This window comes from Shewanella corallii (genome assembly GCF_023349125.1).
Taxonomy (GTDB): domain Bacteria; phylum Pseudomonadota; class Gammaproteobacteria; order Enterobacterales; family Shewanellaceae; genus Shewanella; species Shewanella corallii.
This window is the reverse complement of the sequence record NZ_JAKIKT010000002.1, coordinates 56,621-81,235: the sequence shown is the minus strand read 5'-3', so window position 1 is coordinate 81,235 and position 24,615 is coordinate 56,621. Positions and strand designations below refer to the sequence as shown.

At 51.4% G+C, this 24,615-nt stretch carries 23 protein-coding genes; 16 read left to right on the top strand and 7 right to left on the bottom strand.

Annotation, left to right across the window (positions count from 1 at the left end):
• Positions 1-62 precede the first annotated feature (62 nt).
• The 6 genes from L2725_RS05600 (at position 63) to L2725_RS05575 (ending at position 5,821) form a co-directional block, all read left to right on the top strand.
• Complete coding sequence (locus tag L2725_RS05600) at positions 63-974, top strand: transcriptional regulator GcvA (RefSeq protein WP_115135676.1); 912 nt, start codon at positions 63-65, stop codon at positions 972-974.
• A complete protein-coding gene (locus tag L2725_RS05595; RefSeq protein ID WP_428985271.1) occupies positions 955-1,635 on the top strand; it encodes an alpha/beta fold hydrolase in 681 nt (226 codons plus the stop codon). Before L2725_RS05600 ends, L2725_RS05595 begins: the two co-directional genes overlap by 20 nt.
• The gene (locus L2725_RS05590) at positions 1,628-2,014 is read left to right on the top strand and encodes a DUF423 domain-containing protein (protein ID WP_115135674.1); all 387 of its coding nucleotides are present in this window, start codon (positions 1,628-1,630) and stop codon (positions 2,012-2,014) included. Before L2725_RS05595 ends, L2725_RS05590 begins: the two co-directional genes overlap by 8 nt.
• 166 nt (positions 2,015-2,180) lie before the next feature.
• Positions 2,181-3,266 (top strand): 23S rRNA (cytidine(2498)-2'-O)-methyltransferase RlmM, encoded by a 1,086-nt coding sequence (gene rlmM, locus L2725_RS05585; RefSeq protein ID WP_115135673.1) that lies wholly within the window; start codon positions 2,181-2,183, stop codon positions 3,264-3,266.
• A gap of 257 nt (positions 3,267-3,523) precedes the next feature.
• Positions 3,524-5,119, top strand: coding sequence for an ABC-F family ATPase (locus L2725_RS05580; protein ID WP_249248071.1), 1,596 nt, complete (start codon positions 3,524-3,526; stop codon positions 5,117-5,119).
• Positions 5,120-5,221: 102 nt separating this feature from the next.
• Entirely contained in the window at positions 5,222-5,821 is a 600-nt protein-coding gene (locus L2725_RS05575) for a glutathione S-transferase family protein (RefSeq protein ID WP_249248069.1), read from the top strand.
• A gap of 92 nt (positions 5,822-5,913) precedes the next feature.
• On the opposite strand, the gene sodC is transcribed toward L2725_RS05575, so the two are convergent.
• Positions 5,914-6,435, bottom strand: coding sequence for a superoxide dismutase [Cu-Zn] SodC (gene sodC, locus L2725_RS05570; protein WP_249248068.1), 522 nt, complete (start codon positions 6,433-6,435; stop codon positions 5,914-5,916).
• Positions 6,436-6,679: 244 nt separating this feature from the next.
• Between sodC and L2725_RS05565 the strand changes: the two genes are divergently transcribed.
• The 5 genes from L2725_RS05565 (at position 6,680) to L2725_RS05545 (ending at position 12,463) form a co-directional block, all read left to right on the top strand.
• Positions 6,680-7,312, top strand: coding sequence for a DUF998 domain-containing protein (locus L2725_RS05565; protein ID WP_249248067.1), 633 nt, complete (start codon positions 6,680-6,682; stop codon positions 7,310-7,312).
• A gap of 135 nt (positions 7,313-7,447) precedes the next feature.
• On the top strand, positions 7,448-8,758 hold the full coding sequence (locus L2725_RS05560) for a DUF2157 domain-containing protein (RefSeq protein ID WP_249248066.1): 1,311 nt from the start codon (positions 7,448-7,450) through the stop codon (positions 8,756-8,758).
• The gene (locus L2725_RS05555) at positions 8,748-9,305 is read left to right on the top strand and encodes a GDYXXLXY domain-containing protein (RefSeq protein ID WP_249248065.1); all 558 of its coding nucleotides are present in this window, start codon (positions 8,748-8,750) and stop codon (positions 9,303-9,305) included. Before L2725_RS05560 ends, L2725_RS05555 begins: the two co-directional genes overlap by 11 nt.
• Positions 9,306-9,808: 503 nt before the next feature.
• Complete coding sequence (locus L2725_RS05550) at positions 9,809-11,332, top strand: TerC family protein (protein WP_249248064.1); 1,524 nt, start codon at positions 9,809-9,811, stop codon at positions 11,330-11,332.
• Positions 11,333-11,596: 264 nt separating this feature from the next.
• Positions 11,597-12,463 (top strand): hypothetical protein, encoded by an 867-nt coding sequence (locus L2725_RS05545; protein WP_249248063.1) that lies wholly within the window; start codon positions 11,597-11,599, stop codon positions 12,461-12,463.
• A gap of 36 nt (positions 12,464-12,499) precedes the next feature.
• Here L2725_RS05545 and L2725_RS05540 read toward each other — a convergent pair whose 3' ends face one another.
• The 4 genes from L2725_RS05540 to L2725_RS05525 all read right to left on the bottom strand — a co-directional run bounded on the left by L2725_RS05540 (position 12,500) and on the right by L2725_RS05525 (position 15,660).
• Positions 12,500-13,075 (bottom strand): DUF1415 domain-containing protein, encoded by a 576-nt coding sequence (locus tag L2725_RS05540; protein WP_249248062.1) that lies wholly within the window; start codon positions 13,073-13,075, stop codon positions 12,500-12,502.
• Between the two features lie 3 nt (positions 13,076-13,078).
• On the bottom strand, positions 13,079-13,675 hold the full coding sequence (locus L2725_RS05535) for a LysE family translocator (protein ID WP_249248061.1): 597 nt from the start codon (positions 13,673-13,675) through the stop codon (positions 13,079-13,081).
• A gap of 64 nt (positions 13,676-13,739) precedes the next feature.
• A complete protein-coding gene (locus tag L2725_RS05530; protein ID WP_249248060.1) occupies positions 13,740-14,690 on the bottom strand; it encodes a lipase chaperone family protein in 951 nt (316 codons plus the stop codon).
• 25 nt (positions 14,691-14,715) lie between these two features.
• The gene (locus tag L2725_RS05525) at positions 14,716-15,660 is read right to left on the bottom strand and encodes an esterase/lipase family protein (RefSeq protein WP_249248059.1); all 945 of its coding nucleotides are present in this window, start codon (positions 15,658-15,660) and stop codon (positions 14,716-14,718) included.
• A 589-nt stretch (positions 15,661-16,249) separates the two neighbouring features.
• Here L2725_RS05525 and L2725_RS05520 point away from each other — a divergent pair.
• A complete protein-coding gene (locus tag L2725_RS05520; RefSeq protein ID WP_249248058.1) occupies positions 16,250-19,099 on the top strand; it encodes a M9 family metallopeptidase in 2,850 nt (949 codons plus the stop codon).
• A 164-nt stretch (positions 19,100-19,263) separates the two neighbouring features.
• A complete protein-coding gene (locus L2725_RS05515; RefSeq protein ID WP_249248057.1) occupies positions 19,264-19,650 on the top strand; it encodes a cupin domain-containing protein in 387 nt (128 codons plus the stop codon).
• Positions 19,651-19,731: 81 nt separating this feature from the next.
• Here L2725_RS05515 and L2725_RS05510 read toward each other — a convergent pair whose 3' ends face one another.
• Entirely contained in the window at positions 19,732-20,553 is an 822-nt protein-coding gene (locus L2725_RS05510) for a DUF2797 domain-containing protein (RefSeq protein ID WP_249248056.1), read from the bottom strand.
• Positions 20,554-20,815: 262 nt separating this feature from the next.
• On the opposite strand from L2725_RS05510, the gene L2725_RS05505 reads away from it, so the two are divergent.
• Positions 20,816-21,067, top strand: a complete 252-nt coding sequence (locus L2725_RS05505; protein WP_346347853.1) for a hypothetical protein — start codon at positions 20,816-20,818, stop codon at positions 21,065-21,067.
• Between the two features lie 187 nt (positions 21,068-21,254).
• Positions 21,255-21,596 (top strand): DUF805 domain-containing protein, encoded by a 342-nt coding sequence (locus tag L2725_RS05500; protein ID WP_249248055.1) that lies wholly within the window; start codon positions 21,255-21,257, stop codon positions 21,594-21,596.
• A gap of 64 nt (positions 21,597-21,660) precedes the next feature.
• Here L2725_RS05500 and L2725_RS05495 read toward each other — a convergent pair whose 3' ends face one another.
• Positions 21,661-22,155 (bottom strand): glycine cleavage system transcriptional repressor, encoded by a 495-nt coding sequence (locus L2725_RS05495; protein ID WP_249248054.1) that lies wholly within the window; start codon positions 22,153-22,155, stop codon positions 21,661-21,663.
• Positions 22,156-22,361: 206 nt separating this feature from the next.
• Between L2725_RS05495 and L2725_RS05490 the strand changes: the two genes are divergently transcribed.
• Entirely contained in the window at positions 22,362-24,614 is a 2,253-nt protein-coding gene (locus L2725_RS05490) for an ABC transporter permease subunit (RefSeq protein WP_249248053.1), read from the top strand.
• Position 24,615 lies beyond the last annotated feature (1 nt).

Below are 24,615 nucleotides of genomic sequence, written 5' to 3'. Positions count from 1 at the left end.
CAGGAAAATCGGCGTCACGGGTGAAGGCCTGTGTTGGCATACAAACAAGGGAAGTGACCACTATGTCCAGACGTTTACCTCCTCTCAATGCAGTCAAAGCGTTTGAGGCGGCGGCCCGTCACCTGAGCTTTACCCGTGCAGCAGAAGAGCTGTTCGTGACTCAGGCGGCGGTGAGTCATCAAATTAAGGCGTTGGAAGAGTTTCTGGGACTGAAGTTGTTCCGCCGCAAAAATCGCTCATTGCTGCTGACAGAAGAAGGGCAGAGCTATTTCCTCGATATCAAGGATATCTTTGTGCAGCTGGGTGAGGCGACAGATCGTCTGTTGGCCCGGGGAGCTATCGGTTCGCTTACTGTCGCCATGTCCCCCAGTTTCGCGATTCAGTGGTTGGTGCCACGTCTGGCTAAGTTCAGTGAGAAAAACCCTGATATTGATGTTCGTATCAAAGCGGTGGACTCAGACTCTGCCAGCCTGGCAGATGATGTGGATGTGGCCATCTATTATGGTCAGGGCAACTGGCCAGGTGTACGTGCCGACAAGCTGCGTAACGAAGTGCTTATCCCCGTGTGCTCCCCTTTGCTACTCAACGGTCCCAAACCACTGGAAAAGCCCGCTGATCTCAAGTTTCATACCCTGTTGCACGACTCCAGCCGTCAGGATTGGCAGGCCTGGTTTAAGCAGTGTGGGGTGACAGACGTCAATGTGAATCAGGGACCTATTTTCAGTCACTCCTCTTTGGTGCTGCAGGCTGCTGCCCATGGTCAGGGGGTGGCACTGGGTTACTCAGTACTTGCCCGCCCGGATATCAAAGCAGGGCGTCTGGTGTGTCCATTTCAGGAAGTGCTCGTGAGTAAAGACGCCTACTATCTGGTGTGTCAGCAAAGCCATGCAGAACTTGGAAAAATTGCGGCATTCAGAGAGTGGATGCTGGATATGTTTGCAGAGGAGTCACGCAGTGAATTGCTTCCAGGCTGAGATTGATGCCGGCCATGTGATACTTGATGGTGAGCTGAAAACCGGAGGGGATCTGGTGTTACTGGCCCATGGCGCCGGTGCCGGAATGGACCACGAGTTTATGACGGTCATGGCTCATGGTTTGGCGGCCAAAGGCATGGCCGTAGTGCGCTTTAATTTCCCCTATATGCAGAAACGCGCCCAAGATGGCAAGCGTCGTCCACCGGACAGAGCGCCCAAATTGCTGGAGTGTTTTGGCCAGTACCTTGAACTTGCCAAAGCTTCCGGCGCTGACCGCATCTGGTTGGTGGGGAAGTCCATGGGGTCGCGTATGGCGGCGATATTGGCTGGCGATGAGCAAGCGGCAGAGGCGGTCAATGGGGTGGTTTGTCTGGGATATCCCTTTATAGCAATTAAACGTAAAGGCGTAGAAGCCGAGCCCAGACTTGAGCCTTTGCAGCAATCAAAAGTCCCCGTGTTGGTGTTGCAGGGTGAGCGTGACAGCTTCGGCAGCTACGAGAAAACCAAAGAGTGGGAGTGCGGCGACAACACTCGCATTGAACTTATCCCTGATGGCGATCACAGCTTTGTCCCCCGCAAGTCGTCCGGCACCACAATAGAGGCTAATCTGGCATTGGCCATAGGTTATTGTGTTGGTTTTTTGGGAGAAGAAAATGCGTAAAGGCTGGCTGTTGTTGGCATCTCTGAGTGGCTTTCTGGCTGTGGCTCTGGGCGCTTTTGGGGCCCATGGTTTGAAGCATATTGCGGCCCCTAAAATGATTGAGATTTTTAACCTCGGGGTGGAATACCAGTTCTACCACACCTTCGCCATTATCGCCGTGGCTTTCGCCGGTCACTGGATGAAGAGCAGATTGCTGGACTGGGCGGCCTGGTGTTTTGCTGGCGGTATCCTGCTGTTTTCCGGCTCTTTGTATCTGTATGCTTTGCTCGGCACCAAGTGGACAGGACCAATTACGCCAATGGGGGGCGGACTGTTTCTGATAGGTTGGCTGCTGATTGCGGTCGCCGTATGGCGTGACAAAGTGGTTGAGCAGAACTGACCCTGCCTTAACCAGATTAAGTGCGGCATCGTCAAATGACATGCCGCACTTTTTGTTTGCGCTGGCACTATGTGCAAGATACAGAGATACATCTTCACAGGGTTTGGGTATATACTGCACACCGTTTTGCTATGGGGCATTTTGCCCGGATTGACCAGGGTTCCTGATGAAGAATCTGTTTTTGTTTTGTCGTGCAGGCTATGAAAAAGACTGTGCGGCTGAAATCCAGCTGCGTGCTGGTGAATTGAATGTCGGTGGTTTCGTTAAAGCCAACCGTGATGACGCCTATGTGATTTTCCAGTGTTTTGCCGATGGTGACGCCGACCGTCTGGCCAGAGAGCTGAGTCTGGACTCACTGGTGTTTGCCCGCCAGATGTTTGCGGCATCTGAGCTGTTGTCAGACCTGCCACAGGAAGACAGAGTTACGCCTATTGTTGAAGCCCTGAGCCAGGTGGAAAATGGCGGTGAGCTGAGAGTGGAAACTCCAGACACCAATGAGTCCAAAGAGCTGTCGGCTTTCTGCCGTAAGTTCACTGTCCCCCTGCGTCAGAGTCTGCGTAAGCATGGCAATCTGTTGCAGAAGGAGAACTCCCGCCGTCCAATTATCCATGTGTGTTTTGTGGCACCGGGTCAGGCCTATGCCGGTTACTCCTACAGCAATAACTCATCGCCTCATTTCGGTGGTATTCCCCGCCTGAAGTTCCCGGCTGATGCGCCAAGCCGCTCAACTCTGAAATTGGATGAAGCCTTTATTCACTTTATTCCGAAAGAAGATCAGGAAACCCGTCTGCGCAGTGGTTTGAACGCCGTGGATCTGGGCGCCTGTCCCGGCGGCTGGACCTATCAGCTGGTGCGCCGTGGCATGATGGTACATGCCATCGACAATGGACCAATGAACGACAAGCTGATGGAAACCGGCCAGGTGAAACACCATATGGCTGATGGTTTCCGTTGGGAGCCGCCACGTAAGAACATCTACTGGCTGGTGTGTGACATGGTAGAAAAGCCAAGCCGCGTGGCCGAGCTGATGGAAGCCTGGGCGATTAATGGCTGGTTTAAAGAAGCGATCTTTAACCTGAAATTGCCAATGAAGAGCCGCTTTAAAGAAGTGCATCAGATTCTGGCAACCATGGATGAAATTCTGCGTGAAAACGGAGTAGAGGACTTCCGCATCAACTGTAAGCACCTGTATCACGATCGTGATGAGGTGACAGTACACCTCTGGTTGTACCCGGAGCGTGGCTGGAACTAAGCACCAATCAAAAGCACCTCACTGAGGTGCTTTTTTGTCTCTGATGGTTTGCCTGACTCATGACATCTTGACGGGTTTTAGTTGCTGCTCAGAGCGTGCGCCGCATTTGATTTTTGTGGTGCGACTAATCCCGCTCATTCCATGACATCGTCAACTCAATTTGATATAGTGCCGCGTTTGATTTTTGCGGCATAAGTTTTGGCCAGTTTGCGCCAGAGATTTGGTCCGCCACACCCACAAATATTTGGAACTTCACATTGATCACTACAGCGAATATCACCATGCAGTTTGGCGCTAAGCCACTGTTTGAAAATATCTCGGTTAAGTTTGGCGGCGGTAACCGCTACGGTCTTATCGGTGCCAACGGCTGCGGTAAGTCCACCTTTATGAAAATTCTCAGCGGTGAACTGGAGCCAACCAGCGGCAACGTGTCTCTGGATGTGAATGAGCGTCTGGGTAAACTGAACCAGGATCAGTTCGCCTACGAGCAGTACAGCGTAGTTGATACCGTGATCATGGGTCACAAAGAGCTGTGGGCTGTGAAGCAGGAACGTGACCGTATCTACTCTCTGCCAGAAATGACAGAAGAGGACGGCATCAAGGTTGCTGAGCTGGAGATGGAATTTGCCGAGATGGACGGTTACACCGCCGAAAGCCGTGCCGGTGAACTGCTGCTGGGCGTGGGTATTCCACTGGAGCAGCATTTCGGCCCGATGAGCGAAGTGGCACCAGGCTGGAAACTGCGTGTGCTGCTGGCACAGGCGCTGTTCTCAGATCCTGATGTACTGCTGCTCGACGAACCAACCAACAACCTGGATATCGACACCATTCGTTGGTTGCAGGATATGCTGAACCAGCGTAACAGCACCATGATCATCATCTCTCACGACCGTTACTTCCTGAACTCCGTATGTACCCATATGGCGGATCTGGACTATGGTGAACTGCGCGTTTACCCAGGTAACTATGACGAGTACATGACTGCTGCGACTCAGGCTCGTGAGCGTCTGCTGGCTGATAACGCCAAGAAGAAAGCTCAGATTGCCGAGCTGCAGACCTTCGTATCCCGATTCTCTGCCAACGCGTCTAAAGCCAAGCAGGCCACTTCCCGTGCCAAGCAGATTGATAAGATCAAGCTGGACGAAGTTAAGGCCTCCAGCCGTATCAACCCATACATTCGTTTCGAGCAGGAAAAGAAACTGTTCCGCAACGCGCTGGTGGTTGAGAACCTGGCCAAAGGTTTTGACGGTGAGTCTCTGTTCAAAGGCTTCAACATGATCGCCGAAGTAGGTGAGCGTATTGCCATTCTGGGTGAGAACGGTGCCGGTAAAACCACTATGGTTCGCACCCTGATCCACGAACTGCCGCAGGATGAAGGCACTATCCACTGGTCTGAAAATTCCACTATCGGTTACTACGCTCAGGATCACGCTGCTGATTTTGAAAACGATATGACGGTATTCGACTGGATGAGTCAGTGGAAGAAAGAGGGTGACGACGAGCAGGCTGTCCGCGGTATTCTGGGTCGTATGCTGTTTGGTGCCGATGACATTAAGAAGTCTGTCAAAGTACTGTCTGGTGGTGAGCAGGGTCGTATGCTGTTCGGTAAGATGATCATGCAAAAGCCAAACATCCTGGTGATGGACGAACCAACCAACCACCTAGATATGGAGTCTATTGAGTCGCTGAACAACGCTCTGGAAATGTACGAAGGTACTCTGTTCTTCGTATCTCACGACCGTGCGTTTGTATCCTCTCTGGCGAACCGCATCATCGAGATCACTGCCAACGGCGTGACTGACTTCAAGGGAAGCTACGATGAGTTCCTGCGCAGCAAAGGTATCGAAGAGTAATCTGGCCTGTGTAGCAGTCTTGAATAGAAGTCAGTTGACTTAACCCAAAGAGCCCACGAAAGTGGGCTTTTTTGTATCAGCATTTCAGCGAGGGAGAGCAAGATGAAGATTTACGGCGATATCAGTTCTGGCAACTGTTACAAACTTAAGCTGGTGTGCGCGCTTTTGAATATTGAGCATGAGTGGGTCAATGTGAACGCCCTCAAAGGTGAAAACAAAACCCCTGAATATCTGGCCATCAACCCCAACGGCAAAATTCCGGCTATGCAGCTTGATGATGGACGCTCTTTGAGTGAGTCCAACGCCATTCTTAATTATCTTGCTCACGGCTCTCATCTATTGCCAGAAGACGCTTTTGAGCTGTCCCGGGTAGCCCAATGGCAGAGCTTTGAGCAATATAGCCACGAACCCTATATTGCCGTGGCTCGCTTTATTCAACTGTATCTGGGGCTGCCGGATGATCGCAGGGCCGAGTATGACGCCAAGCATGCTCCGGGTTACAGAGCCCTGGATGTGATGGAGCAGCAACTGCAAAGGACGCCATACCTGTGTGGCGATAGCGTGACTTGTGCTGATATCTCTTTGTATGCCTATACCCATGTCGCCCACGAAGGGGGCTTTGATTTGGTCAACTATCCCGGTATTCAAGCCTGGATAGCAAGGATGCAGGCCCAGCCGGGCTATGTGGGCATGCAGGGCTGATTGCTAACCTCTTATAAACAAAACGCCGGGTCAAATAACCCGGCGTTTGCTTACCTTACGCCAATCTCACTGGCTTTCCCTGCAAGGTTCGCTTATTGGATCACACCACAGGCCATGCGCGCACCGCCACCGCCCAGAGGGGCCGGGTGATCTGAGTGATTATCACCACCCACATGCACCATAATCGCCTTGCCTTTCACTTCAGCCAGAGTCAGCTTGGGCGCCAGAACCGGATAGCTGGCATTGCCATGGTGGTCAACATACAGGGCTGGCAGATCGCCTTTGTGGTTGCCGGTATCCCAGGGATGACCGTGCTTACCTGTGTTGTCCGGGTCATAGTGACCGCCGGCCGCTCCTGCCAGAATGGTTTTGCCATCCTTGGTTGAAGGTGCGCAGCTGCCTTTGGCATGGATATGGAAGCCATGCAGGCCGGCGGTTAAACCGTGAATTTGTGGAGTCAGTACCAGGCCGTAATCAGATTGGATCAGGGTGATAGTGCCTATGGTTTTGTTGCCTTGGGCTGTAACCAGTTCCATATCAACTGTGGCGGTGTCGGCGGCGAAGGTTGAGGCGCTTGCCATCAAGGCGAGCGATGCTATCAGAGTCTTGTTCATATTCTTTCTCCATGTGGGTACAGCGGCAGCTGTGTGGATATCATCATGGCACCCTGAGGCTCATGAGTCTGTGAGCCAGATGCCTATAAATAGCGGAATAATTCGATTGGCTTAAACGGTTTTTTATTTTAAAAACAATGCTGTATTAGACATATGTAGAGTATGGTTCGCGGCTGGACAGAGGCCGGGATACTTCATTACTATTGATTGATTTTGCGTCGAAAATGGACACAGGGAGTGCGTTATGTTGGGCCAGTTTCTGATCTTTTCCCGCCACGAATGGATCCGCCGATTGCCGCTGATCAGTTACCTGTGGCTGGTATTTACCGTCTTGGTAGGCGGGCTGTTTTATCCTGACTACAGCCATATATCTCAGTATATGAGTGAGCTGGGTGCCACAGGTGCGCCCCATGCCTGGCTGGTAAATTATCTGGGATTTGTGCCCACTGAAATTTTGCTGTTGGTTTTTCTGGCCATGGCATTGCCTGTGCTGCCACAAAGCGTGCCCACACGCCTTGGTATTGGCCTTATAGGTATCTATGCCCTGTTGTTGATTGGTGCCAGTATCTTTGCCTGTGACTTTGAATGTCGCCCGGTAGAGCAGGCCAGTTTTGCCCATGGCTTGCATATTACCCTTGGCACTTTTGCCTATCTTGCAGGGATCTCCGGGGTGCTGGTGACCTCGGTGTCCGCCCGGCAATGGCCTGGCGGGTTTACCCTGATGATGGCAGGTGTGGCGGTGGCGATACTGGCTTTTGGCTTACTGCTTAATCTTAATCCGGATCTGCCTTTTGTGGGGTTGATGCAGCGTGCCATGGAAACTCTGATGTACCTGTGGTTTATGCTGCTGGGTCGCACAGCTGCCCGCATGGCATAGCAGACAGACCGCCCGGATTGAGCATAACAAAGGCATTGGTCGCTTGATGAGGTCAGTCTGATGGCTTAAGTTGATGATTAATCACTAATCAACAACCTGCTTCAGCTGCCTCGGCTCTGGATGCAGTAAAGGGAAATGATGAAAGGGTTCAGGTTTTTCAGGCGGGACAGCGTACGCGAGCTCAAGTCCTGGGTCGATGACGGATTGATCTCCGCCGAGCAGGGAGAAGCCATTCTCAGTCGCTCTGGAGCCAGCTGGCAGGATGCTGAGGGGCACAGCTTTGGCTACTTCCTGTTGACGGCCATGGCGGCCTTGTTTGCCGGTCTGGCGCTTATCCTTATTATGTCCCATAACTGGGATGAGATCCCCAGAATGGCCCGGATGCTGGGGCTGATACTGCTGACCCTGGTGGTTAATCTGCAGGGTGCCCGGGTATTTCTTGCCGGTAAAGAGCAGGCCGGGGTTATCTGGCTGTTTTTCGGTGGCCTTTGCTATGGTGCGTCCATTATGCTGATTGCCCAGATTTACCATCTGGGTGAACACTATCCCGACGGCATCTTGTGGTGGGCGCTCGGTATACTGCCTCTGGCGGCTTTGTGTCGCAGTCGCTTGCTGGCATTGCAGGTGTTGGCGCTGGCCATAATCTGGATGTTTGTTGAATCTTTTGAAGACTTTTTCCCGGCTCTCTTCCCTCTGTTTGCGCTGGTGACTTTGTGGGTATCCCTGGTCGCCGGCAGCAGCCGTCTGCTGTTCCTGCTCAGTATTTTGAGCTTACTGCTGTGGCTGAATCTACTGATGAACTGGTATCTGGGTGACTGGTGGCAATACCATTGGGAGCCGGATACCCTGGCCATCAATATTGCCTTGGGCTTGATGTTGGCCGGTGGCGCCTGGCGCATGATGAGTGCAAATCGGTTTCATCTGAAAGCATATGGTCACGCACTGCAGCACTGTGTTCTTTTGCTCGGTATTTTTACGCTGGTCGTACTGAGTTTTGATGGAATGTGGCGTGAGTTGAGGACCGAGCTCACCTGGTCGGGCTCAATTCTGACTATGATTGTGGGGGCTGCGAGTATCTGCGCCATCGCCCTGAGTTGGCACAGTTCCATCTTTGCCCGTATTGCTCTGGGGGCCAATGGCCTGTTCTATACTCTGGGGTTTCTCAACACTGAGATGATGCTGCTACCCGATCAGGTGATGACAGTCCTGACCAATCTAATGTTGGTATTTACCGGTATTTACAGTATCCGTCGCGGTATAGACGAATCCAACGGCACAGCTTTTTATACGGGAGTCAGTGTGTTGTTGCTGACGGCCTTGCTCAGATACTTTGATCTGGTGGGTGACTATATCGGAGGGGCCATGCTGTTTATGTTGTGTGCTGCAGTGCTTTATGGCGCTGCCCGATACTGGCGTTATCGCAGGGAGGCAGCCCGTGAAGAGTAACAAAACAGCTCGTCCCAGATGGCTTGTGACCGGGATATTGCTGACCATAGTGCTGCAAACCGGCGTACTGGCAGTGGAGTACTTAAGTTCGGTGGCACCTTTGTGGTTTGGTCAGCCCGTGATGCTGCCGACCGAGCCGTACGATCCCCGCAGTTTATTTCGTGGCAACTATGTGCGCCTTAACTACAGCATTTCACGGGTGCCCACAGATATTGCCGATGGCAAATTCAAAGATGGGCAAAAGGTTTATCTGACTCTGAACATGGATGGTCAGCAGCCGATGCCGGTGAAACTGTCAGCCACTAAGCCGGGAGAGGGCACTTTTATTGGCGGCCGGATCCGCTTTGTCAGCAGTGAATACTATCGATTGGATTATGGGATTGAAGCCTTCTTTTTGCCTAAAGAGAAGGCATTGGCTGCTGAGCGTGAGCTCACCTCGGATAAGGTGAGTGCTCAAGTCTATCTGTCATCCGATGGCAAAGCGGCGTTAAATGCCCTTTATTGCAATGGTGAGCCCTGTGACCTGAGTGAAGAGTCTGGTGATTGATTCACGACAACAGCCCTTAAACTCCTGTGCGATTAATATGAAAGACCGCTCCAATTACCCCAGGACCTGGGAGTTGAATGGAGCGGCCTTTTTCTCAACAAGACAGTTAAACTCCGTCGCAAAGATAGAGCGCTTTAGTCTGGTAAGTTACTCTTGTATCCGGCCGGTATCAGTGAATCATCCAACATAGAACAGAAATATCAGCAGAGGCTGAATCTGAACAGGGCTGTTGCCGGGATTGAAAATTATGATGCTATCAGCCGTAAACCGGGCTAACTGAATGTATTAAACATTGTTTAACGCTTTTGCCGGGAAAGCGGCAGTTATCTGAGTTGAACATTAAAAGCTGTCATAAAATCGTCAACACAACCCCTTGTCTGTATCAGGCTGTATCCTTTATTAACTTTCGTTAATTACATCGGAATTCCCGATTTTGTGATGGCATCATCTGCAGGTAATTTATGGCCTGCTCACTTCCGAGCGTCGTCTAAAGAGGTTTCCCCATGGAGTTCCTGACTGATCCCCAAATTTGGGCCGGTCTTGTTACCCTGATTATTCTTGAGATTGTACTGGGTATCGACAACCTGGTATTTATCGCCATCCTGGTTAAAAAGCTGCCCCCACATCAAAGGGACAAAGCTCGTACTATCGGTTTGACACTGGCGCTGCTGATGCGTCTGGGTCTGCTGAGTATTGTTTCCTGGCTGGTCACGCTTACTCAGCCCCTGTTCAGTATCGGCACGCTGACCTTCTCGTGGCGGGATATCATTCTGATTTCCGGTGGTCTGTTCCTGCTGGCCAAGGCCACTATGGAGCTGCACGAGCGTCTGGAAGGCGAAAGCCGTCAGGCCAGTAAAACCAATGTGTATGCCAGTTTCGGAGTGATCATCGCCCAGATCCTGGCACTGGATGCTGTATTCAGCCTGGACTCCATTATTACCGCGGTAGGTATGGTGGATAACCTGACGGTGATGATGATTGCCGTTGTGGTTGCAATGGTCGTTATGTTGGTAGGCTCCAAGTGGATTACCGACTTTGTGAATGCTCACCCTACGGTTGTGGTGCTGTGTTTGAGCTTCCTGCTGATGATTGGCTGTAGCCTGGTGGCCGAAGGTTTTGGTTTCCATATTCCAAAAGGCTATCTGTATGCCGCCATGGGCTTCTCGATTTTGATTGAGGCCTTTAACCAACTGATTCGTCGCAACAGCCTGAAAAGGGAAGAGCACACGCCGCTGCGTCAACGCACTACTGATGCCATTGTTAAACTCATGGGTGGCCGTATTGAGTTTGATGCCGATGAGCCTGTGACACCAGAAGGCTTGACGCCGGGCTTTGATGCCCATGAAAGAGAGATGGTGACAGGCGTACTGTCGCTGGCTGAACGGTCAGTACGTACCCTGATGACGCCCCGCAATGAGATTTGCTGGCTGGATATTCAGGATGATGCCGATGCGCTTAAACAGCAGATCCGCACCAGTTCTCATCAGTTGTTCCCTGTGTGTAATGGCTCGCTGGATGAACTGCTGGGCGTAGTACGCAGTAAAGATATGTTGCTGGCTCTGGAGCAGGGCGAAGATATTCAGGCGTTGGCCCGCAGTCAGCCGGCCATGGTGGTACCTGACAGCATTACCGCCATGCGCTTGCTGCAGGGCTTCAGGTTGAACCGCACCAATCTGGCGATTCTGACCGATGAATTCGGCAGTGTGCAGGGACTGGTGACATTGCACGACTTGTTGGAATCTATTGTGGGTGAGTTCCCTGATGCCGATGAGCTGCCGGAGATTATCCAGACCGGAGACAGTTGGCAGGTTAAAGGCTGCACTGCGCTGCACGATCTGGAGCATAAGCTGGAGATCACAGGTCTGGTTGATCCTGAGGAAGAATACGTAACGGTCGCCGGTATGCTGTTGGCTGAGTTTGGATCTTTGCCCAAAGCCGGTGAAAGCGTGGAGCGTGAGGGCTTCCGGTTCGAAGTGATACAGGTGGATGAACTCAGGATTCTGGAGGTTAGGGTCCACAGACTGTAATCTGCAGTCAGTTGTCCAGCCCCCCTGATTCAATATTTTAAAAGGCCACAGGCGACAGTCGGTGGCCTTTTTGTTATTCCGGCATTTGTATTTTAGAGGCTTGCGCCAATAGCCAGAGTTAAAAGAAAAGGCTCACTTGCCCTCATTGACTGCGTCAGGCCATTCCAGAATATTCTCACCATCATTTAACCCGAAAGAGTAATTCAGTCGCCGCTCACGGTTCCGTATCTTGGGTGTAATCAACAGCGACTCAGGGCTAAGCCTATGACAGAAGATGATTTACGAGAGATTGAAGCCAGGCGAATTCTTGCAGAAATCGCCAGAGAGGAAGCGGAATTGAGAAAGCTGGAGTTGGAAACCCGGCTACTCGATTCGGAGGTAAATCAATCATTTTTCTTCAGTCGGAAATTCCTGAGACCTTTGGCTGCCGGTGTGTCTTTGGCGTTGATATTTGCGGCTTATATTCAGTATGTGTTTCTTCCCTCTCAGCTCAGCTTGAATCAAAAAATTGAAACCGCCGAATTCACACTGCAACAAAATACCGTCCGTCATGATGCTCAGGTAGCCAAACTTGAACTGATCACTACCCGAATAGAGGAAGACGCCAGGCGGGCAAAAAGCGAACTCGAACTGGCTGAAGTCAGGTTGAAAGAGGCTGGTGATCAAAATGGTATATTGCTCGGCCGTATCAAGGAATTAACCCTGAACTCAGGATCAGATCAGGCGCTGGAAAAGTTGGGAACCGAAGTGGAAGCCAGTGGCGAGAAAATTCAGGGGCAACTCGCCAGCATCCAGGAGCAGAAGGTACAGCTTGAGATGCTGGAAGATACAGCCAAAGAAAAACGGCAGGTAGCCCAGGACTCAGAAGGTTGGATCTACATAGGCTACTTCCCCGGTGACCGCTGGCAATTCCGGACTATCGATATTGATCAGGGAGAACCGATTTCGGGCACTGAATATAGGGTCAAAGAAAGTGTAAACCTCAGAACAAAATCACCTGTGTTTACCCTGTTGGGATACAGATATGGTGACTCCCTAGGTTTTCTCGTTCCTGGACAAAAAGTGGTTATTGAGGAAATTACTGAAGTTGGACTGAGTAAGATATGGGCCAGAGTCACCGTTGCTGACTGACTGTTCGGGCTGGTGGTACTCAGTCCAGCCCTGTATTCAATCTGATTTGGAGGCTTTGCATGCCTGCAGTATCAGTTCAAAGAAATTCGCGCCTTTGCGGCGGGTGAACTGAATATTGCGCTCAGGAATGGATTCAGGATCTTTGTATTCAGCCAGGGCTGCTGCCAGTGCCGATTCGCGAATAATGTGCAATACAGGCAGCGGCGCGCGATTGGTATAGTTGGCGGCGTCTGACTCCTCTTCCCCTTCAAAGCAGTAATCCGGGTGGAAGCTGGCCAACTGGTACGTGCCTTCATAGCCCTGAGCCTGCAGCAATGCATTGGCGATATCCAGAAGATCCAGATAGTCATCAAATTGCTCAAACCCCTCCGGCAGAATAAACAGGCTGGTGTTTACCTGGGGATTGCTGTCCATAAATACGCACTCTTCCACCAGTGACATCAATACCGTCTCCAGATCGCTTGAATGTGCAACACAGTAGCGCATATTGTTCGCGTCCAGATCCGGACGGGCGAAAGGGCAGATGTTGTACTTCACAATGAAACTGCGCACCCAGTTGGCGATCTGCTGTTGGGCGACATCAGCCGCTGATTTGGATTGAGGGGCGTTCATAAATTACTCCGGCAGGATAATCGGCACGATGGAAAGTACCAGCAGGCTGGCCATCAACAGATTGAATCTGCGTTGTCTGTGGGGGGCGTTGAGAAAACGCTTGAGCGATAATCCCAGACCCAGCCAGAGCAGGGCGGTAGGGACACCGATAAAAAAGAATACCGAACTGATTTTAAGAACCTGGGGAGTAAGAGGGTCATTCAGGCTGGTAAAAGCCCCCATGGCGCCAATGGCCATCACCCAGGCTTTGGGGTTTACCCATTGAAACGCCGCGGCCTGGAAGAAGCCCAAAGGCTCAGGACGATTGCGGGTTTCGATTTCGCTCCGACTCATCACCAGCCGATATGCCATATACAGCAGGTAGCAGATACCCAGAGTCTTAATGCTGGTGTGCATCAGCGGGAAGCGCTGAAACACTTCGCTAAGCCCCAGTCCAACAGCGAGTACCATGGAGGGAAACCCAATACAGATCCCTGAGATCAGCGGCAGGCTGCGACGAAACCCAAAGTTAACTCCTGAGCTCATCAGCAGAATATTATTGGGGCCGGGAGAAACAGCCGTGGTGAACACAAAGGTACACAGGGCGAGCAGCAGGTCCATTGGGTATGATTGGGCTCATTCAGCATTTTAAGGGACGCTAATTCTACCTATCCCTGTTGGCTTGTCACTCATTACCCTGCAAATTCAGTAATTCGGGGTGACGCAGGAAAACATCCAGCCTGCGACGTTCGGCAAGGGTAAATCCGCTCGCGAGATAGTCAGCTAATATCAGATCGGCATCCTGAGTGTCAGCAAGCTGTTGCTGCAACTTAATCACGGCCTCCACCCTTTGCTGCCACTTCAGGTTTTGATGTTGAAACTCCTGGAGTTTTTGCTGCTGCTCAAAGGTCAAATCGGCAGGCGCTTGCTGACCAGACAAAGATTCTGTCAGGGCCAGTGCTTGTACCGAAGGTAACAGAGTCTCTCTGTCTTGCTCAGGTAGACTGTCCAGTTGCTGTTTAAGGCTTGACGCATCATGGCCAGCTTGTGCCGTTATGCGTGCCAGAGCCTGCTGATCATAACGGTTGGCATCGCCAAAGAAGGCGGCTATTTCCGGGTCAGAGAAAAATTCGAACTGGAGAGCGTGGGCCCGGCGCAAAAAGCTGCGGGTATCATCAGCGCTGAGCAGGCTTTCAGTGTTCACTCCCAGTTTGAGTTCAGCAACTGCCATCAGGTATTGGCGGTAGCGGCTGAACAAATCCATGAGATTCAACTCTGCATCGTCACTGAGATTAAGGCTTAGGGCCAGTTCACTTAGCAGTGAAGGGAGCTTGGTGTCGTCGCCATCTGCTGAATGGATCAGGTCATCAAACTGCCATTTCAATTGTTCATTTAACACCAGCGGGTTACCGGATCCTTGTTGTGGGTCTGGCTGGGTGGTTTCCATCGCAGGTTTGGACTGTGCGGTCACGGATGAAGTTACTCTAACCTCCGCATCTGCATCCGTTAAAGCTGGTGGTGGAGTTTGCTGCCTGGTAGAAAGTCCGAGCCAGATAAGCAGCAACAGGACAACAGCAGCCGCAATCCACCAGGGTTTGTAATGCCAAATATCAGGGGATTTGGGCTGCTGCGTCATCGTTATCGCTCCTTACCGCTTGCGTTTACAGGCCATGCTGGGCCAGACGATTGGCATGCTGCCGGAACAGGGTCAAAGGATTGGTCTCAAACCAGCTGACAAGACCAAAGACCTGATTTACTTCATCCATATGATTCATGCGGTAGTTATTGCGGATAACCTGCCCCAGATGGGTACTGCAGCTGGCAACCAAACCATCGTTGGGTTCATTGAAAACCAGTGCCGTCAGGCTCAATGGGTAGTCGGACAGGTCAAAGCCATTGGTGAATACGCCGGAGCCGGACCAGGAGAAGTAGGCAACACCATTGACCCATTTACGTCCCTGACCGCAGTAGGAGGCAGGCATACCCTCTGGGTACCTCTGGTTGAAAGCGACTGAGCCTCTGGTGGTGAGAGACTCTGCCATCGCCAGGGCGTCCTGAGGTGTTGCCGGGTTACCGGAAAGAGTAGCTATGGCTCTCGCCAGGCCTTCCATCCCGATACGTACCATCCATTCGGTCCAGGAGTCAGGGCGAATATGGCCCCGCAGGAAATCGGCAAAACGACTGCCCCAGTTGACGCCGCCAATGGAGGTGACCGACGCCACTATCTCAGGGCTGACACTGGCGACATATCTGGCGGTTGGGCCACCGTGGCTGTGGCCGATAATATTGACCTTACTGGCGCCTGAGTGGGCCAGCACGCCTTGAATGTACTGTCTTAACTGTTCACCCCTGACTTCGGTACTGTTGGCCTGGGATACCTGAGCTACATAGACTTTTGCCCCCATGGCGCGCAGGGTTTGCGGTACCCGGTAAAAGTAATCGATGCCCAGAAGGGCATCAAATCCATAAATGCCGTGGACCAGAACGATAGGGTGCTGGGGAGCGGCTGCTTGAGCCTGTGGAGTTAAGGTTAGTGTGAGCAGCAGGGCTGCAAACAGAGACTTTGCGGGATTGAGTTTATTGCTGAGCTTGTTGGCAAAATTCACTGATTTGTCCTCTTTGGATTGTTTTTGGACGCTGGGCCTTATTGGCACATGCAGCACCATCGCAACCAGAGGTCGATCAAGCCACTACTGCAATGACTGGTTGTAACGGTTGTATCCAGCAGTAAAGCAAATCCTTTATGGCTGCAATGCTCTGATATTTCAGTGGCATGGGGTTTTGCATTATCCGGAAATTGTTTTAAACGCAGGTATGAGTATTTTTCTATGACTGTAAATCAGTTGAGGCGGAATCTAAATTTGCCTTATATCCATTGATTGTTTTTAGAACAATTTGGAATTAAGACTGAGAAATCTCAATGGATTCAAAAGGAAATGTTAGGTCTAACCAGCAGGGATAGTCATAACTAATTCAAAAGTATGATATTTACCGTTCATGGGTGAAATTTGTATACAATATGCTGTATAACAAACTTGGCTTTAGACCAAGGCCTTGTTTTTACAAGGCTATACAACAAGGATAATTAACCCCGTCTTCCAGCACACCCAGACAGACCTGGTTTCTGGCTTGGTGTCAGCTGATTAAGTGGTTCAGCATCCGGTACGCAGTGGCGGGTTAACCGGAGAATAATCAATGTCATTTAAATTGTCCCCAGCCGGCCTGTTGGCTCTGGCTGTCAGCTCTTTGCTGCCTGTTGCCTTGCAGGCGCAGGCTACTGGTCACTCTCACCATCACCCTGAAAACCATGCCGATGCAGATTCACTGTCGGCGCCAGTCAGTCGCAATCCTGTGATTCATGCGTTGAGCCAAACCGACAAGGCTGAGCGCACCATAAGCGGTGTCAGCCAAAGCCCGGTGGAAGCTGCGCCTGTGACAACCCGTCAGGCCAGAGTGATGTCCACGGCCGAGGGCTGCCCTGATTATCAGGGATTTGCCAATCTCAAAGGTCAGGACCTGTATGACTTTGTGGTGAACTCAGACTTTGAGTGTATTTCTGAGCTGTATCGTCAGAATGATGCGCTGGCGGTAGCGACTTATCAAAGCGAGAATGTGGTGGCAGTGGCTAATCTGGCCAGGGCGCAGGCCGCCAGCTACGACAGTCGCAGTGGCCGCGACATGCAGCAGCTGTTCTATTTTCTGCGCGGCGCCTTCTACATAGAGTTTTACAACGATGACCTGACCTATAGTGACAACAGTGCTTCTCAGGCGGTGCGAGAGCTGCTGCTGGAGTACGCCAAAAACCCCTATCTGATGGATACCTCAGACTATGCCGGGCGCACCCTGTCTGAGTTCTTTACCACCTGGGACAGCAGCTACAATATGGCGGAGTCTGTGCCTTATGTGCTGGATTATCTGCAAGCCTTCTCGCCTGAGTATCTGAACTCCTGGTCTCATCGCAGCGCCCTGACCAGTGCGTTGACTGTGCTGTATCGCGGTTACTGGGTGGATGAATATAACCAACAGGCAGAGCAGTATGGTGATCTGCGCAAAGCATTGCTGAACATTGCCACGGCCGACTACATCATCAACTCAGAATATGCCTATGAATCCAGTGATGCGCTGGGTGAGTATGGTCGCTTTTATGTGTATCACGAGCGCTGGGGCCTGTCGGATGCGCTGAAAAACGAGCTCAATGCCGGTATTCAGCAGTATATGGCCAAGTTTGCCCGCATGAGCCCTCAGTGGGCGGATGGTGCAGGTTATCTGGACTATTACAATCCTGGGCAATGTGAGGCGTTTGGTATTTGCGGCTGGGAGCAGGAGCTTGAACAAACGGTACTGGGCATAAACTACGTCTGCTCCGATTCCATCAGTATTCGTGCCCAGGCGATGAATGATGCCGAGCTGACCCAATCCTGTGATCTGATGGCGGCGGAAGAGGTGCTCTTCCATCAGGTGCTGGCGACCGGTTATACCCCGGTGGCGGATGATTACAACACCAGTTTGCAGGTCAATATCTTCGATGATTACACCAACTATGATAATTACGCTGGCATCATTTTCGGCATAGATACCAATAATGGTGGCATGTACCTGGAAGGCAACCCGGCAGATCAGAACAATCAGGCCCGATTTATCGCCCATGAAGCCAGTTGGATCACTGATGAGTTTGTGGTGTGGAACCTGGAGCATGAGTATGTCCATTATCTGGATGGTCGTTTCAACCTCTATGGCGCCTTCAACTATTTCGACATTAATACCGGTAAGTCAGTATGGTGGAGCGAAGGTCTGGCCGAGTACCTGTCCCGTCAGAACCGTAACGATGAGGCTGTGGCACTGGCGCGCACTGGTGCACTTAGCTTAAGTCAGGTGCTGGCAACCACATATAATGACGGCACAGACAGAGTTTATCGCTGGGGCTATCTGGCGGTACGCTTTATGTTTGAAAACCATCGCAGCGATGTGGATGCCATGCTGGCACTGGCGCGTGGCGGCGATGCCCAGGGCTGGCTCGACTATATCAACAACACGATTGCCGATAACTATGAGGCCGAATGGCAGCAGTGGTTGCAGGCGGTTGCCAGCAATGACTCCCAGCTGACAGGCCCTGTGATGCCGGTGGATTCAGATGGTGATGGTGTGCCGGACAGTCAGGATGCTTTCCCCAATGATCCCTCTGAAACGTTGGATACCGACGGTGACGGCATAGGTAATAATGCTGATACCGATGATGACAACGATGGTTATGAGGACAGCCTGGATCTGTTCCCGCTGGATCCGACCGAGTGGGCTGATTCTGACGGTGATGGTATTGGCGACAATGCAGACCCGGACACCGGTACCCCAACGCAGGACTGTGGCGCGGCCACCATTACCGATGGCAACCTGACGCCGGATCAGCAGGAGTGTGTTGCTGGCAGTGGTATCAATTACTACTACACCTATGTGGATGCCGATAATACTCAGCTGACCCTGAACTTGTCCGGTGGCACAGGCGAAGTGGATATTCTGTTTAATCAGAGTATCTGGGCAACTGAGTCAGCTTTTGATGTTCGTACCGATGTGGCTGGCAGTGATGACAGCCTGACGGTCACTGCCAATCGAGGCTGGGTGTATTTCTCACTGGTGACCAGTTCAGGTTATCAGGGAGTGTCCATGACCTTATCTCAGGGTGGGACAGAGCCAGAACCCGAGCTGCCATCCAATGTGCCTGATGTTTGCCAGGCCCAAACTCCCTATGAGTATGGCGGCGTAAACTTTGGTGAAGCGGTTTGTGTCGCCGATGGCCGCACCAGCTATTACTTCTATGTGCCGGCAAACACTCCATCGGTAACCGTCAGCACAGATCATGGCACAGGTGATTTGAACCTGTACGGCAACAGCCAAACCTGGGCCAGCCCTGACAGTTTTGAAGTTAAGTCCGAGCAGGCGGGTAACCGTGAGCAGTTGGTGCTGACCAACCCTGCGGAAGGCTGGTACTACCTGGCGCCAAGGGGCAACCCCAGCAGCTCAGGTGCCAGCTTGCTGGTGGAGCTAAAGTAGGGCTTACCCGGATTGGATGATGAAAGCAGGCTCAGGCCTGCTTTTCTTTTGCGCATCCATATGCGTTCTGTGCTCTGGCTCAAACTGTTTTGGCAAGTGTGGCTTGACCCTGAGGGAGGGCTGAGGAATGCTGCCCCGATGATTGCCCTACTGCAGAGAAAACAATGAAAGAAGCCGTACATCATCAGGATTTGACCACAGAGTTCTGGACTCCTGAGCTGTGTTATATCGTCGAGCATTCAAATTCCGACAATGATCCTGAAGCCTCTATTGCCCGTGCGCGGGTTGAACCGGGCGTGACGACCCGCTGGCATATCGTGCGTGACATTACTGAGCGTTATTACATTCAGGAAGGCAAAGGGCTGGTGGAAGTTGGTGATATGGCGCCAGTGGAAGTCAACCCAGGTGACGTGGTTGTGATCCCGCCATCCTGCCCTCAAAGGATCACCAACACAGGTGATTGCGATCTTATCTTCCTGGCGATCTGTACCCCAAGATTTCTGGTCGAAGCCTACGAAGATATTGAAGAGCAGATGGCTGCGCGAGGTTAATGCGCCAAAGTCGGGTTTGAACAAGATTAAAAAGCCCCGCAGGCTCTACCGTGCGGGGCTTTTTGTCTCTATTTGACCGGCTTAATCGTGCTGAATCGTCACGTCGTAAGAGGTGTACTTACGAATATTGATTACCCCGGTATCAAAAATCAGGTACTGGCCTTTAATGCCCATTAATACGCCACCGGCGATTGGGTCTTTGTCCAGGTTGAATGATTTCACCTTGGTTGGGAAGGTCTCAACCGGATAGTCGATCTCCTGGCTGCCGGTATCGAGCACTTCAATAGCATCCGGGCCTTCTTCGGCGGCCAGTTCATCCAGACGTGACTGGATTTGCGGCAGCAATTGTTTGGCTTGTTCCTGCAGATCTAAATCGTCGGCGTTGCCTTTGAGCATCGCCTGCCAGTTGGTTTTATCTTTGATCAGTTTGGCCAGCTCAATTTCCACCTTACCGGACAAGCGACGGTTAGCCACCTTGAGGATTGGCAGACCCTGAGTAGCACCCTGATCTATCCAACGGGTTGGGATCTGAGTGTGGCGGGTAATGCCCACCTTAATGCCAGAGGTGTTGGACAGGTAAACATAGTGAGGCACAAAGCAGTGACTTTCGGCCCACTCAGGCTCACGACAGGTACCGGCATCGAAGTGACAGGTCTCCGGTTTCATAATGCACATGTCGCAGCTGGCCAGCTTTTGCATGCACACATAGCAATGACCCTGGGAGTAGCTTTTCTTGGTCTTCTTACCACAGCTGCAGCAGTAGATATTGCCGGAATGGATGATCGACAGCGACTTGCCGATCAAAGGGTTGAGTGCCAGCTCTTCGTCGCCAACCGGCAGCTGATACTGGACCTGCGCCTGGTCATCCAGACTGGCGCGCATCTTGGAAAGGGTTCCTTGCATAGTGCTCACTCTTGATATTCATGGGCCCGTCGAACGCGGGCCTTTTCAATGTCTTGGGAGTGTACCAGAGTTAGTCCATCAGCTATGAGCGCTTTTATCGATTAAGAGTTAGTGAAAATACTGCAGGATTAATCGGTGTTAATCCTTTTGTATGCTACCTATTTGGGAGAATAGCGTCAGCAAAAAGGAGGCGTAGAATAGCTGCATATTTCACCACCCGACCTTATGCGCTATGACCCAAAAGCCCGATAGAATCACCGCAATGCAGCAGATTATCGATGCGGTAAAGCAGGAGTTTCCTCTATACGAGGAGGATACTTTTGTATGTGGTCCGGATAACTCTTGTATAGGCTGCCCAAAAAAGTTGATGGAGATGGTGGACTCTGAACTCAGCTACTGGCAGCACAGTATCAACAGAGGCATTGCTCCTGGGTTTGATGACCTTAACCGTTTTGGCAAAATGTGCCGAAATGTCCGCAGGGCTCTGGTTAGAAACGGCAGATTGGCCGCATAAGCCCGATTACTACCCCAGTGTGCTTAGACTTTTATTGGTATGACCTCTACTGCTTAATGCTTTAGGGTGATTGGCAATTGTTATCTTTGTGTTAAGTTTGCAGCGATTGTAAATTGGCCGTCGTTCGGTTTGGGGGTTACTGACTCCTGCCGATGCCTGCCACCCAAATAAATACAAAGGAGTCGCTATGGAATATTACATCGGGGCGTGGAAAAAGTTTGCTGAGTTCAATGGCCGGGCTCGCCGTAAAGAATTCTGGATGTTTTTACTGTTCAACTTTATCGTTTCAATAGTACTGACTCTTGTCGATAATATGTTAGGTATAATGATGTTGGGAAGCATATATTCTCTTGCAGTGCTGATCCCTTCTCTGGCCATCGGTGCCCGTCGTCTGCATGATACCGGTCGCAGTGGCTGGTGGCAGTTGCTGTATTTGCTCCCAGTGATTGGATTCATTGTTCTGATAGTCTTCTTTGTTCAGGACAGCCATGATGAAAATGATTATGGCGCCAACCCTAAGATGGCGTAATAGTGCGTGATTAAATAACAAAAGGAGGCATTAGCCTCCTTTTTTGTTCCTGATTAATTTGGTATCAGACTTTATCCAGTACCACATCATCCCCCAGCTCATACAGAGATTGGCGCAGGGCTTCTTCCTGTTCTTCATTGGCCATACCCAGACCTAAATTTGCTTTAAACAGCGGAACCCCGGTATGACCTGCGGCATCATACTGGCTGCTGAATTGCTCGATATTAATGCCAAGTTTGTTGATTTTATTCGAAATATCCAGTACTAATCCCGCCCGGTCATAGGCGACAAACTGAAAGTCGCTGCGGTATTTTGGGGTTGGGCCTGCAGAAATCTTACTGTGGGTCATTGTCAGACCATCGATACACTCAAGGTTTTCCAGCAAGGCGTCCCATTTCAGGGCAGGTACTTCAACGACCATCATGGCGGCAAAGGTGCCGTCTATATGTCGCATCTCAGAATCCAGCCAGTTGCCCCCGTGACGACTGACTGCGTGTGCCAGTTGTTCAACCAATCCTTGTCTGTCAGGTGCTTGCAAAGTGATGAGGTATCGCAGCATAGAGGTACTCCTGTGGCGAAATCATGCGCTATGTAACAATGCTGTCATATTGACGTCATATACTTCGGGCCACAACTAAAAAGGATTGAATCCAGGTTGGGGCCACTGAGGAATAGTGGTAACACAGCAATGGCTGTAAGCCCAGAAAAAAGCGATGAAAATCATTAATCAGAACGTTTGCTGATACCTAAATACAGAGGTAATGAATGGAACAAAGTTTGCCAGGGGCTGCCCATTCCATCTTGAAGGCAGGTCACAGAACCAGCCGCAGGGCATTCACCGACAAAGCTACTGCCGTGGGAGTCACCGTAGGTGGCATCATGGTATTTGTGGCCTTGCTGTTGATCTTTTTCTACCTCTTATACGTGGTAAAGCCGATTTTTGACAGTGCTGAAGTCGAGCCTGTGACTGAGGTCAGCTATCAGCAAACCCAATCAAAGGCCTTGATGGTTGGTAGTGATGAGCAAAATGAAATTCTCTACCGGGTAGCCGACTCCGGTCTGGTGGAGTTTTTCCGAGCTGTTGATGGCAAATCACTGGGCGAGTTCAAGCCAACGCTTCCTGCTGGTGTGACTGTCACCAGTGCAGCAGTGGCAACGGCTGCTGAGCAGAAATATGCTTTGGGGCTGAGTGATGGCTCTGTACTTCTGGTTAAGGTCGATTTTGGTGTGACCTACCCTGACAACGTGCGTTTGATTACGCCAAGGCTGAGATACCCTGAAGGGCAGCAGCCAATGGCAGTGACCAAGGATGGCTCCGAGGTCCGGGATCTCTCCTTTGGCTATGCCAGCGATAAGATGACATTCAGTTACCGTGACAGCAATGGTAACTGGGCTATCACTCGTATGAGTGGTGAGGAGAACATGCTGACTGAAGAGGTTGAGTGGGTCAGCGAGCATGAGACGATTCCGGATACTCCCAGGCAGGTGACTCAGCAACTGATGACGCCTGATCAGAGACAATTGTTGCTGCACAGTGGTAACCGAATTTTTGTTTACGATATTCGTTATCTGGACGAAATCAGCCTGATGCAGGTGATTGAGGTTAAAGAGCCAAACACCAGTATCACCAATATCAGTCTGCTGGCCGGAGCCAGTTCTGTTCTGGTCAGCTTTGATGATGGTCGGGTCGCCCAATACTTCCAGGTCGCCAGCGACAAAGGACGTTTGTACCGTGAAATCCGCGACTTCAACGCCGGTGGTCAGGTTGCTGCCATCGCTCCTGAATTCTTCCGCAAGAGCTTTGTTACCATCACCCCGGAAGGCGAACTGTCGCTGCACTACACCACCAGTGAGCGCGACCTGTTCGATAAAACTTTCGATCTGAAAGACACCAAAATTATGGGTTTCAGTCCCCGTGCAAGTGCGTTGGTAGTGGATGCGGGCGAAAAACTACATCTGTTCAGGGTTGAGAATGATCACCCTGAAGTTTCCTGGAGCGCACTATGGCAGAAGGTCTGGTATGAAGGCTACCCTGAGCCTCAATATGTATGGCAGTCCACTTCAGGTTCAGATGACTTTGAAGCCAAGTTAAGCCTGATGCCTCTGGTGTTCGGCACCATGAAGGCAGCCTTCTACGCCATGCTGTTTGCTGTGCCTCTGGCCATCGCCGGGGCAGTCTATACCGCCTACTTTATGTCTCCCAAGGTGCGGGGCTTTGTTAAGCCAACGGTTGAAATTATGGAAGCTCTGCCGACTGTGATTCTGGGCTTCCTGGCTGGTTTGTGGCTGGCCCCGCTGGTGGAGGAAAACCTGCCGGGTATGGTGCTCTTGCTAATATTGCTGCCGCTGACCATATTAGCGACCGCAGTGATTTGGCAGGTGCTGCCGGCAGCCATCAAACTCAAGCTGCCAGAAGAGTTTAAAGAGCTGTTCCTGGTGCCGATTTTGTGTCTCGTGGGTTGGGCGGCATTTGAATTCAGTCCTGTGCTGGAACTCTGGCTGTTTGACGGTGACACCCGTCAGTACATTACCAATGAGCTGGGAATCACCTTTGACCAGAGAAACGCCCTGGTTGTGGGTATCGCCATGGGCTTTGCCGTTATCCCGACCATCTTCTCCATTGCTGAAGACGCTGTGTTCTCTGTGCCCCGTCATCTTTCCAATGGCTCGCTGGCACTGGGTGCTACCCCCTGGCAAACCCTGACCCGTGTTGTGTTGCTCACTGCCAGCCCGGGTATCTTCTCCGCTGTGATGATGGGCCTTGGCCGCGCGGTAGGGGAGACCATGATTGTGCTTATGGCTACAGGCAATACGCCGATTATGGAGTGGAGCGTATTTGAGGGCATGCGTACCCTGGCCGCCAATATTGCGGTAGAGATGCCTGAGTCCGCAATTGGCAGTACCCATTATCGGGTGCTCTTCCTGGCGGCATTCGTGCTGTTTGTATTTACCTTCTGCTTTAACACCCTGGCAGAGGTGGTGAGACAGCGTCTTCGTGAACGTTACAGTTCACTGTAAG

Bases quoted from the DNA above. Each gene is read 5' to 3' on its own strand.
- L2725_RS05515 (WP_249248057.1), top strand. From the start codon at position 19,264: ATGAAAGAAGCCGTACATCATCAGGATTTGACCACAGAGTTCTGGACT.
- L2725_RS05500 (WP_249248055.1), top strand. From the start codon at position 21,255: ATGGAATATTACATCGGGGCGTGGAAAAAGTTTGCTGAGTTCAATGGC.
- L2725_RS05495 (WP_249248054.1), bottom strand. From the start codon at position 22,155: ATGCTGCGATACCTCATCACTTTGCAAGCACCTGACAGACAAGGATTG.
- L2725_RS05575 (WP_249248069.1), top strand. From the start codon at position 5,222: ATGAAGATTTACGGCGATATCAGTTCTGGCAACTGTTACAAACTTAAG.
- L2725_RS05600 (WP_115135676.1), top strand. From the start codon at position 63: ATGTCCAGACGTTTACCTCCTCTCAATGCAGTCAAAGCGTTTGAGGCG.
- L2725_RS05545 (WP_249248063.1), top strand. From the start codon at position 11,597: ATGACAGAAGATGATTTACGAGAGATTGAAGCCAGGCGAATTCTTGCA.
- L2725_RS05560 (WP_249248066.1), top strand. From the start codon at position 7,448: ATGATGAAAGGGTTCAGGTTTTTCAGGCGGGACAGCGTACGCGAGCTC.
- sodC (WP_249248068.1), bottom strand. From the start codon at position 6,435: ATGAACAAGACTCTGATAGCATCGCTCGCCTTGATGGCAAGCGCCTCA.
- L2725_RS05535 (WP_249248061.1), bottom strand. From the start codon at position 13,675: ATGGACCTGCTGCTCGCCCTGTGTACCTTTGTGTTCACCACGGCTGTT.
- L2725_RS05550 (WP_249248064.1), top strand. From the start codon at position 9,809: ATGGAGTTCCTGACTGATCCCCAAATTTGGGCCGGTCTTGTTACCCTG.
- L2725_RS05490 (WP_249248053.1), top strand. From the start codon at position 22,362: ATGGAACAAAGTTTGCCAGGGGCTGCCCATTCCATCTTGAAGGCAGGT.
- L2725_RS05590 (WP_115135674.1), top strand. From the start codon at position 1,628: ATGCGTAAAGGCTGGCTGTTGTTGGCATCTCTGAGTGGCTTTCTGGCT.
- L2725_RS05565 (WP_249248067.1), top strand. From the start codon at position 6,680: ATGTTGGGCCAGTTTCTGATCTTTTCCCGCCACGAATGGATCCGCCGA.
- L2725_RS05540 (WP_249248062.1), bottom strand. From the start codon at position 13,075: ATGAACGCCCCTCAATCCAAATCAGCGGCTGATGTCGCCCAACAGCAG.
- L2725_RS05505 (WP_346347853.1), top strand. From the start codon at position 20,816: ATGCAGCAGATTATCGATGCGGTAAAGCAGGAGTTTCCTCTATACGAG.
- L2725_RS05520 (WP_249248058.1), top strand. From the start codon at position 16,250: ATGTCATTTAAATTGTCCCCAGCCGGCCTGTTGGCTCTGGCTGTCAGC.
- L2725_RS05530 (WP_249248060.1), bottom strand. From the start codon at position 14,690: ATGACGCAGCAGCCCAAATCCCCTGATATTTGGCATTACAAACCCTGG.
- L2725_RS05510 (WP_249248056.1), bottom strand. From the start codon at position 20,553: ATGCAAGGAACCCTTTCCAAGATGCGCGCCAGTCTGGATGACCAGGCG.
- rlmM (WP_115135673.1), top strand. From the start codon at position 2,181: ATGAAGAATCTGTTTTTGTTTTGTCGTGCAGGCTATGAAAAAGACTGT.